The following is an 8,191-nucleotide window of genomic DNA, read 5'->3' as shown; positions in this document are numbered from 1 at the left end:
GCCAGCAGCCGCCGCAATTTTGCCGAAGGGGCCTTGCGCGCGGTGCGGTGGCTACAGGGTCGGCCAGCCGGACTCTACGATATGCAAGATGTTCTTGGTCTGCGCAGCACGCCTGCCGTAGAATAGGAATATCTGCAACATCTTATGGAGGTACCCATGCAATATGTAGTGGCCAACCGTGTGCCGGTCAAGCCTGAATTCCATCAGGAGTTTGAGGAACGCTTCCGCCGGCGCGCCGGTGAGGTAGAAAAACAGCCAGGATTTGTGCGTATGGAGATCCTGCGTCCGGTCGCCGAGGATGGCATGTACATCGTGCTCACCCATTGGCAGGATAAAGCCGCCTTCGAGGCTTGGCTGCGCAGCGACGACTTCAAGGCGGCGCACAAGAATCCATTACCCAAAGAGGCCTTTGGCGAGGGCGGCGGACTGGAACAACACGAGGTCATCATTTCTGCCGGTTGATTCCGGACGACGGAGAAGGGTTTTACTCATGGCAGAGTTACAGAAGCAGCAGGTCGAGCAGGCGCTGGCGAGCATTCAGGATCCCTATCTCGGCAAGGATCTGGCCAGTGCCGGTGTGTTGAAAAGTGTGGAGGGACAGAGGGTTCGTCTCGAACTGCCCTACCCTGCGCAAGGTGTGGCGAGTAAGCTGGGCGACGAGGTCGTCGCTGCGGTGCACAAGCTTATTGGCATCCGGCCAGAGATCGAGATTGGCCAGAATATCCGCACCCATCAGGCACAACGCGGCGTCAAGTTGCTGGACGGCATCAAGAATATCATCGCCGTCGCCTCGGGCAAGGGCGGCGTCGGTAAGTCCACTACCGCCGTCAATCTGGCCCTCGCGCTCGCGCAGGAAGGTGCGCAGGTAGGGATCCTCGATGCCGATATCTACGGACCTAGTCAGCCGCGCATGCTTGGCATCGAGGGTAAGCCGACCAGTAAAGACGGCAAAAAAATGGAGCCCATGGAAGGGCATGGCATCAAGGCCATGTCCATCGGTTTCCTCATCGACGAGGAGACCCCCATGGTCTGGCGTGGCCCTATGGTGATGCAGGCCCTGGAGCAGCTGCTGTCGGATACACGCTGGGGGGAACTGGATTATCTGGTCGTCGATCTGCCACCCGGCACCGGTGACACCCAACTGACCCTGGCGCAAAAGGTGCCGGTATCCGGTGCGGTCATCGTCACCACGCCGCAGGATATTGCTCTCCTCGATGCACGTAAGGGTCTGAAGATGTTCGAGAAGGTCGGCGTGCCCATCCTCGGCGTCATCGAGAACATGAGTTTCTACATCTGCCCGAAGTGCGGCAACGAAGATGACATCTTTGGTCATGGCGGCGGCGCCGCAATGGCAGAGCAGTATGGCGTGGAATTCCTCGGTGCCGTACCGCTCGATCGCAGCATCCGCAACGAAGCCGATAGCGGGGCACCGACGGTGGTAGGGGCCCCCGATTCGCCGTTGGCAAAGATCTACCGGGAGCTGGCGCGCCACGTGGCCGGCCGCATCGCCTTGCAGGCGGTGGACCACAGCCATAAATTCCCGAAAATCGTCATCGAAAACCGCTAGGAGAGCCGTCCATGGCCATCAAGTCCGACCGCTGGATCCGGCAAATGGCCGAAGAGCAGGGCATGATCGAACCCTTCGCAGCGCAGCAGGTGCGGCAGTTCGAGGGGCAGCCGATCATCTCCTACGGGCTCTCCTCCTATGGCTACGACATCCGCTGTGCGGGCGAATTCAAGGTCTTCACCAACGTGCGCAGTGCCATTGTCGACCCCAAAAACTTCAGCGAAGATTCCTTTGTGGAGTTTACTGGGGACACCTGCGTCATCCCCCCTAATTCCTTTGCCTTGGCACGCACGGTGGAATATTTTCGCATCCCGCGCAATGTGCTCACCATCTGCCTGGGCAAATCCACCTACGCCCGCTGTGGCATCATCGTCAATGTGACGCCTTTCGAGCCGGAATGGGAAGGTTACGTAACCCTGGAGTTTTCCAACACCACCCCCTTACCGGCCAAAATCTATGCCAATGAGGGGGTGGCACAGGTGCTGTTCTTCGAGTCGGATGAAGTCTGCGAGGTCTCCTACGCCGACCGCAAGGGCAAGTATCAGGGCCAGCACGGCGTTACCCTGCCGCGCGCCTGAAGTATCCCCATCTCCTCCTAGTGCTCGCTGTTGCTGGGCTCGTCCTCGGCGCGTGCGTGTCCGCCGCGATGGGTGAGGTAGAGAGCCAAAGCGACCAGGGCGATGCCCAGGGCCAGGTAGAGCAGGTCCAAGAAGTTACTTACATGCATGGACAGAGAGCGTTCGAAGAAACTGACGATGAGAATCATCAGGATCACCTTGGCCAGGCGATCCTTGAGGTCATCCAGGCTACGAATGAAGAGCACCCGGGAGCCCTTGGATGCACCCGCGACATCGATCTTGCTGATGAAGAGTTCGTAGAGACCTAGGGAAAAGATCAGCAGAATGGTGGCCAGCAAATAGCCATCGACGATACTGACCGCATGGGCGACCACCTGCAAGTGGAAGTTCTCGCGCGCCTCACTGCTTAAATTGGGATTGGCATAGCTGAGGATATGGCTGACCAAATGCCAGGCATCGACGGAGGTCACGAAAAAGACTGCAAAGGCCACCAGCAAGCTGGCGACGACGGCTAGCAAGACAGCAAAGCGACTGTTCCACAGCAACCATTCGAATACTGCCTCGATTTTATCGCCCATTACCATCCTCGCAGTTTTTGGTCGTCAATGTGTTCCGGTGCTGCCGAACCCGCCCTCACCGCGCTCGCTGGCGACGAATTCTTCCACCACGCGTACTTGGGGGCGCAGCACCGGCACCAGAATCATCTGCGCCACGCGCTCGCCTACGGCAATGGTGAAGGGTTCTGCGCCCCGATTCCACAGGGATAGCTTGAGCGGGCCCTGGTAATCGGCATCGACCAAGCCTACTAGATTCCCGAGCACCAGCCCCTTGTGCCCCAGCCCGGAACGCGGCAGCAGCAGGGCGGTGACGGCGGGATCGCCAATATGCATGGCAAAGCCCGCCGAGATCAAGGTAGCCTCGCCCGGCGCCAGGCTCAGTGGAGTCTCGATGCAGGCGCGCAGATCCATACCCGCTGCAGCGTCACTGGCGTAGTGGGGAAGGGGCCAGTCGCGGCCAAGGCGGGGGTCGAGAATGCGAATGGCGAGCTTGTCCATCTAGATCTTTCCGTGCAGGCAGGAGTCGAGATGATGCAACAAGGCACGGGCTAGGTCGAGCTTGTCACTACGCGGCAGCTCCCAGCGGCGGTCGGAACAGTAGAGCACCGCAGCATTCTCCGACCCTCCCATCGCGCCGCTGCGTAGATCGTTGAGCACCGCGAAATCGGCTCCCTTGGCGCGCAGCTTCGCCACGGCGCGCTTCTCATCGCCATGGGTTTCCGCGGCAAAGGCAAGGAGATAACGGGGACGCGCTGCGCTTTCGTGCAGGCTGCGGACGATATCCGGATTGGGGAGCAAGGCGAGCTGATTCGGGATCTCGCCTTTCCCTTGTTTATCATTGACGGTGCTTGCGGGGCGATGATCGGCGACGGCAGCATTGGCGATAAAGAGATCGACCCGCTGCAGCTGCACGATGTTCTGACAGGCCGCCAGCATGTCCCGTGCCGATTCGACGGCAATGCGCCGCACTCCACTGGGGCAGGGTAGGGACGTTGGGCCACTGACCAGGGTTACCTGCGCGCCGCGTTCGGCGGCGGCCTGGGCCAGGGCATAGCCCTGGCGGCCGCTGGCGCGATTGCTGAGTCCCCGCACCGGATCCCAGGCCTCCCAGGTGGGACCGGCGGTGACGAGGACCTGTCTACCAGCCCAAGGTTTGCTCGCTAGAGCGAGACACAGCTCGTCGATGATATCCGGCACCTCCAGCAGGCGACCCGCGCCGGTCTCGCCACAGGCGAGTTCGCCGTTGGCGGGCCCCAGAAAGGTTGCACCATCTGCCTGTAGCTGGCGCACGTTCCGTTGGTTGGCCGGATGCTCCCACATGGCCGTATTCATGGCCGGCGCCAGAAATAGTGGCGCGCGGCTGGCAAGAACGATGGTGCCCGGCAGGTCGCTGGCGAGTCCCTGCGCCAGACCGGCAAGGCCGTTGGCGGAAACTGGGGCATAGAGCAGTGCGTCGGCCCAACGCGCCAGCGCAATATGCTCCATCGCGGCTTCTTCCTCGGGGGAGAAGAGTGATTGCCGCACGGGTTGCCCGGTCACGGCCTGCAGAGCCAGTGGCGCGACAAAATCGGCGGCGTGGCGACTCAGCGCCACGCGCAGCTCGACGCCACGGTCCCGCAAGCGACGCGCGAGTTCCGGCGTTTTGTAGGCGGAGACGCTACCACCAATCATCAAAAGGATTTTTTTGCCCGCCAGTGGGTCCATGTTGGCCTTGCTTTCCAGTACAATACCGATGAATAGGATACGAAAAAGAGGGAGCGCATGGCTATTCGGGATTGGCCCACGGACGAACGGCCGCGGGAACGTTTGTTGGCGAAGGGGGCGGAGAGTCTGTCCGATGCGGAATTGTTGGCGATTTTTTTGCGGGTAGGGGTGCGTGGCAAAAGCGCCGTCGAACTGGCGCGTGATCTCTTGCAACGCTTTGGTGGGTTGCGAGGACTCTTGACAGCTCCGCAGGAGGCCTTCTGTGCTGAGCATGGGCTCGGTACCGCCAAATTCGCGCAGTTGCAGGCGGTGCTGGAGATGGCGCGGCGCCATCTGGCAGAAAGCTGGCAACGGGGCGAAGCCCTGGAGTCGCCACGCCGGGTAGCGGAATACCTGCGTGCCAGCCTGCGCGATCGGGCACGCGAGGTCTTTGCGGTGCTTTTTCTCGATCAGCGTCATCGTGTCTTGCGCTTTGAGGAGATGTTTCAGGGCACCATCGATAGCGCCAGTGTGCACATCCGCGAGGTGGCCAAGCGCGCCCTTGAACTCAACGCGGCAGCGCTGATCGTGGCGCACAATCATCCTTCGGGGGTTGCCGAGCCGAGTACGGCGGACCGGCAGCTCACCCGCCGGCTGGAGGATGCCCTGCGACTTTTGGACCTGCGTTTGCTCGATCACTTCATCGTCGGTGATGGCGAGCCGGTCTCCCTGCGCGAAGCGGGCGGTTGGTGAGAAAGAACGCCCCTCTCTGGCGCCGCGGACGCTACGCGCTGGCCGGTCTGGCAAGCGCCGTGCGTGGGGAGGCGAGCTTTCGGACCGAGCTGGGTGCTGCAGTTTTGGGAATTGCTCTCCTGCTTTGCACGGGTGCGCCGCTCCTGTGGTGGGCCTTGTTCATCTTGCTGATGGCGGCGATCCTGGCCGCCGAGCTGCTCAATACCGCCATCGAAACCCTGGCCGACCGTGTCGAACCGGAGCTGGACCCGTTCATCGGCCGTGCCAAGGATCTCGGCGCAGCCGCAGTATTCGTGCTCAGTGTTGCCGCTATCCTGATGGCTGCATGTTTGCTGTTGGCCTTCTTTCAGGGAGGGGCGGGTTTTGCACCGCCTTTCTGATCCGTCTATAGTGATCAAGGGAATTTTTGGGTAACGCACGCTATGGGTATCAACGCCTCCCTCACGATCATCGCGGTAGTGTCCATTTTTTCACTCGTCATATTGGCCGCGGTAGCTGGCGTGGTGATTCGTACCTTTCTGCGGCTGGAACGGGTTCTGGCCCGGGCAGAGCAAGAAGTTGGGCCGCTGTTGTTTGACCTGAAAGTTGCAATCGGCGAATTACAAAAGATCATCCGCGGTGGCGGCAAGCAGCTCCAGCATGCCGAGGCGACATTACGGTATATCGATCGGGAACTGCGGGATACCGTTGATACCCTGACGCTCCCGGTCCAAGAACTTGGACTCTGGGTCAAGGCCGTGCGTACTGGTTGGCGTTACTTTGCTCGCCGTCGTCATTGAGGCTTTCTGTTTCGTAACTCACTGGAGGTTTGCATGAGAAATTCAGCAGCAGGATTCATGATGGGCTTACTCGTTGGTGCCGCCGCTGGCGTCTTGCTTGCCCCAGCCAGCGGTGTCGAGACCCGCGACGATCTCCGGCGCAGAATGCAACGCGGCAGGGAGCAGCTGCGCGAACTGGAGACGGTCACGGAGGAGCGCATTTCCCGGCTCCTCGACGAAATCCAGGAAAAGACCCAACAATTGATGGCCTCTGGCGGTGAATTGGTGGATGCCAAACGCCAAGACCTGCTGGAAGCCATTCAGGTGGCGAAGCGGGCATTGGCCGAAGAGCGCGAGATCCTGCTGCGCTCCCGCCGCGAGCGGCAGATCGAGGCGGACAACGAGGACTCAGAGGATTGACCGCGCAGTTTTTTATGCGGTAATCAATCAAATCATGGTGCAAGGGGCGTCTGGCGCCGCTAAGATAATGCCAGTTTTCTGTCGAGGAGTAATAAAATGGCTGATAAATTGTTGATGGTCATGGTCAACACCGATCCTTCCAATCCCCAGGAACTGGGTGCGCCTTTCTTCCAAGCCACGGTTGCTGCGGCAATGGATTTTGAGGTGGAGGTGGTGCTTACCGCTCGCGCTGGCGAGCTGGCCAAGAAGGGCGTGGCGGAAAAGATGCACGTCATGCCGGGCAGCCCCAAGAGCGTTCACGATTTCATCAAGGATGCCCACGAAGCGGGCGTGAAGTTCTTCGTCTGTACCCCCACCCTCGAACTGTGGGATTGCACCAAGGAAGACCTCATTCCCGAAGTGTCGGACGTGGTCGGTGGCGCCTATGTCATCGAACAGGCCATGGACGACGATGTCGTCACCTTCACCTACTAAGTCCACAGCATGACGCCTACCCATTTGGGGCCGGCTGAACAGTTGTTCAGTGCGGAGGCGGTGCACGCGGCCATCCAACGGATGGCCGTTGCCATTAATGCCGACCTGGAGCCGTTGGTACCGCACCGTCCGGTCATTGTGCTGACAGTCCTGTCCGGCGCCATTGTCGTCGTCGGGCAGTTGCTGCCCCTGCTGCATTTTCCGCTGCATCTGGATTGCGTACAGGTCAGTCGCTACGGTGACAAGACTCGTGGCGGCGATCTGCTGTGGCGTCTGACGCCACGGGAGAACCTGCTGGATGCCACCGTGCTCATCGTCGATGATATCCTCGACGAGGGTGTCACCCTGCTGGCCCTGCAGGACTATTGTCGTGCCCAGGGGGCAGCAGCGGTGCGCACGGCGGTGATGGTACGCAAGGAGCGCGAGCGTCCCTGTGCCGTGCCCGTCGATTATGTGGGCTTGGAGGTGCCGGATCGTTTCATCTTTGGTTTCGGGCTCGATGCCCGGGGGCTCGGCCGTAACGCCCCTGGTATTTTTGTGCTGGCGGAGGAATTATGAGCAGTGTCGGAATCCTCGGCGGTAGCGGCCTGACCAAGCTCAAAAACCTGGAAATTCGCCACCGTCGCATCATTCGCACGCCCTTTGGCGAGGCCTCGGGTCCTCTGACCTTTGGTGTTCTCAATGGTCAGGAGGTCGTTTTTCTGGCCCGCCATGGCTATGGTCACACCATCCCGCCCCATCGAGTCAACTATCGCGCCAACATCTGGGCCTTGCATCATGTGGGGGTGAGCCATCTGATCGCGGTGACCGCCGTTGGTGGAATCACTGCCGCGATGCAGTCCGGTGTCCTGCTGGTGCCGGATCAGCTCATCGATTACACCCATGGTCGCCCCAGCACCTTCTTCGAAGGGGGAGAGGCGCAACAGGTGATTCACATCGACTTTTCTGAACCCTATTGTGCCAATGTGCGGCAACGGCTTCAGCAAGGGGCCGAAAAAGCCGGAATCTCGGTGCATCCGGGAGGCACCTACGCTGCGACCCAGGGACCGCGTTTGGAAACTGCCGCAGAAATCCGCCGGATCGAGCGGGACGGCGGCGATGTGGTGGGCATGACCGGCTGTCCAGAAGCCGTTCTGGCACGGGAGATCGGTCTTTGTTATGCGCCCTTGTCATTGGTGGTGAATCCCGCCGCGGGCAAGTCGGCGGAACCGATTACCATGGAAGGTATCGACGCCGTGATGCATGAGGGTATGGCACGGGTGCGTGCGGTACTCGCCGCGGCGGTCCCGTTGCTGGCCGACTGCCCGCCCTGTGATTGTGGCATGGCGATAGGTCCGGAGGCCCTCAAGGCGCTGCACAAGGCGCCGCTTGCGCGAAAAAAGGCAACGCCCTCAGTCTGAT

Annotated in this window: 14 protein-coding genes; 11 read left to right on the top strand and 3 right to left on the bottom strand. The window is 60.7% G+C overall.

Annotated elements, in window-relative coordinates:
* From AC2VNM_RS01445 to dcd, 4 genes are all read left to right on the top strand, one after another.
* A partial coding sequence (locus AC2VNM_RS01445; RefSeq protein ID WP_486912738.1) for a dihydrodipicolinate reductase C-terminal domain-containing protein occupies positions 1 to 126 on the top strand: 126 nt, incomplete at its 5' end.
* A gap of 30 nt (positions 127 to 156) precedes the next feature.
* Positions 157 to 462: an antibiotic biosynthesis monooxygenase family protein gene (locus tag AC2VNM_RS01440; protein WP_215873367.1), complete on the top strand. Its 306-nt coding sequence runs from the start codon at positions 157 to 159 to the stop codon at positions 460 to 462.
* Between the two features lie 28 nt (positions 463 to 490).
* Positions 491 to 1,567, top strand: coding sequence for an iron-sulfur cluster carrier protein ApbC (gene apbC / locus AC2VNM_RS01435; protein WP_483165547.1), 1,077 nt, complete (start codon positions 491 to 493; stop codon positions 1,565 to 1,567).
* Positions 1,568 to 1,578: 11 nt separating this feature from the next.
* On the top strand, positions 1,579 to 2,145 hold the full coding sequence (gene dcd / locus AC2VNM_RS01430) for a dCTP deaminase (RefSeq protein WP_483165548.1): 567 nt from the start codon (positions 1,579 to 1,581) through the stop codon (positions 2,143 to 2,145).
* A 17-nt stretch (positions 2,146 to 2,162) separates the two neighbouring features.
* Here the strand turns inward: dcd and AC2VNM_RS01425 are convergent, their stop codons facing one another.
* Genes AC2VNM_RS01425 through coaBC form a run of 3 tightly spaced genes read right to left on the bottom strand, consistent with a single transcriptional unit; the run spans position 2,163 to position 4,406 of the window.
* Entirely contained in the window at positions 2,163 to 2,723 is a 561-nt protein-coding gene (locus AC2VNM_RS01425; RefSeq protein ID WP_483165549.1) for a YqhA family protein, read from the bottom strand.
* A gap of 24 nt (positions 2,724 to 2,747) precedes the next feature.
* Positions 2,748 to 3,200: a dUTP diphosphatase gene (dut, locus tag AC2VNM_RS01420; RefSeq protein ID WP_483165550.1), complete on the bottom strand. Its 453-nt coding sequence runs from the start codon at positions 3,198 to 3,200 to the stop codon at positions 2,748 to 2,750.
* Complete coding sequence (gene coaBC / locus AC2VNM_RS01415) at positions 3,201 to 4,406, bottom strand: bifunctional phosphopantothenoylcysteine decarboxylase/phosphopantothenate--cysteine ligase CoaBC (RefSeq protein WP_483165551.1); 1,206 nt, start codon at positions 4,404 to 4,406, stop codon at positions 3,201 to 3,203.
* A 57-nt stretch (positions 4,407 to 4,463) separates the two neighbouring features.
* Here coaBC and radC point away from each other — a divergent pair, with 57 nt between their 5' ends.
* The 7 genes from radC (at position 4,464) to AC2VNM_RS01380 (ending at position 8,190) form a co-directional block, all read left to right on the top strand.
* Entirely contained in the window at positions 4,464 to 5,138 is a 675-nt protein-coding gene (gene radC / locus AC2VNM_RS01410; RefSeq protein ID WP_483165552.1) for a RadC family protein, read from the top strand.
* Positions 5,135 to 5,518, top strand: coding sequence for a diacylglycerol kinase (locus AC2VNM_RS01405; protein ID WP_483165553.1), 384 nt, complete (start codon positions 5,135 to 5,137; stop codon positions 5,516 to 5,518). Before radC ends, AC2VNM_RS01405 begins: the two co-directional genes overlap by 4 nt.
* A 42-nt stretch (positions 5,519 to 5,560) precedes the next feature.
* The gene (locus tag AC2VNM_RS01400; protein ID WP_483165554.1) at positions 5,561 to 5,917 is read left to right on the top strand and encodes a hypothetical protein; all 357 of its coding nucleotides are present in this window, start codon (positions 5,561 to 5,563) and stop codon (positions 5,915 to 5,917) included.
* Between the two features lie 33 nt (positions 5,918 to 5,950).
* Positions 5,951 to 6,316, top strand: a complete 366-nt coding sequence (locus tag AC2VNM_RS01395; protein WP_483165555.1) for a YtxH domain-containing protein — start codon at positions 5,951 to 5,953, stop codon at positions 6,314 to 6,316.
* Between the two features lie 96 nt (positions 6,317 to 6,412).
* A complete protein-coding gene (locus AC2VNM_RS01390) occupies positions 6,413 to 6,790 on the top strand; it encodes a DsrE family protein (RefSeq protein ID WP_215873357.1) in 378 nt (125 codons plus the stop codon).
* Between the two features lie 9 nt (positions 6,791 to 6,799).
* Complete coding sequence (locus AC2VNM_RS01385) at positions 6,800 to 7,348, top strand: hypoxanthine-guanine phosphoribosyltransferase (RefSeq protein ID WP_483165556.1); 549 nt, start codon at positions 6,800 to 6,802, stop codon at positions 7,346 to 7,348.
* Entirely contained in the window at positions 7,345 to 8,190 is an 846-nt protein-coding gene (locus AC2VNM_RS01380) for an S-methyl-5'-thioinosine phosphorylase (RefSeq protein ID WP_483165557.1), read from the top strand. Before AC2VNM_RS01385 ends, AC2VNM_RS01380 begins: the two co-directional genes overlap by 4 nt.
* Position 8,191: the final 1 nt, after the last annotated feature.

The organism is Acidithiobacillus sp. TH-A67, from assembly GCF_057473545.1.
This window is presented reverse-complemented; position numbering and strand designations above follow the sequence as displayed.

Excerpts from the sequence above, each read along its gene's own strand:
- AC2VNM_RS01440 (WP_215873367.1), top strand. The coding sequence starts at position 157 with ATGCAATATGTAGTGGCCAACCGTGTGCCGGTCAAGCCTGAATTCCAT.
- apbC (WP_483165547.1), top strand. The coding sequence starts at position 491 with ATGGCAGAGTTACAGAAGCAGCAGGTCGAGCAGGCGCTGGCGAGCATT.
- dcd (WP_483165548.1), top strand. The coding sequence starts at position 1,579 with ATGGCCATCAAGTCCGACCGCTGGATCCGGCAAATGGCCGAAGAGCAG.
- AC2VNM_RS01425 (WP_483165549.1), bottom strand. The coding sequence starts at position 2,723 with ATGGGCGATAAAATCGAGGCAGTATTCGAATGGTTGCTGTGGAACAGT.
- dut (WP_483165550.1), bottom strand. The coding sequence starts at position 3,200 with ATGGACAAGCTCGCCATTCGCATTCTCGACCCCCGCCTTGGCCGCGAC.
- coaBC (WP_483165551.1), bottom strand. The coding sequence starts at position 4,406 with ATGGACCCACTGGCGGGCAAAAAAATCCTTTTGATGATTGGTGGTAGC.
- radC (WP_483165552.1), top strand. The coding sequence starts at position 4,464 with ATGGCTATTCGGGATTGGCCCACGGACGAACGGCCGCGGGAACGTTTG.
- AC2VNM_RS01400 (WP_483165554.1), top strand. The coding sequence starts at position 5,561 with ATGGGTATCAACGCCTCCCTCACGATCATCGCGGTAGTGTCCATTTTT.
- AC2VNM_RS01395 (WP_483165555.1), top strand. The coding sequence starts at position 5,951 with ATGAGAAATTCAGCAGCAGGATTCATGATGGGCTTACTCGTTGGTGCC.
- AC2VNM_RS01390 (WP_215873357.1), top strand. The coding sequence starts at position 6,413 with ATGGCTGATAAATTGTTGATGGTCATGGTCAACACCGATCCTTCCAAT.
- AC2VNM_RS01385 (WP_483165556.1), top strand. The coding sequence starts at position 6,800 with ATGACGCCTACCCATTTGGGGCCGGCTGAACAGTTGTTCAGTGCGGAG.
- AC2VNM_RS01380 (WP_483165557.1), top strand. The coding sequence starts at position 7,345 with ATGAGCAGTGTCGGAATCCTCGGCGGTAGCGGCCTGACCAAGCTCAAA.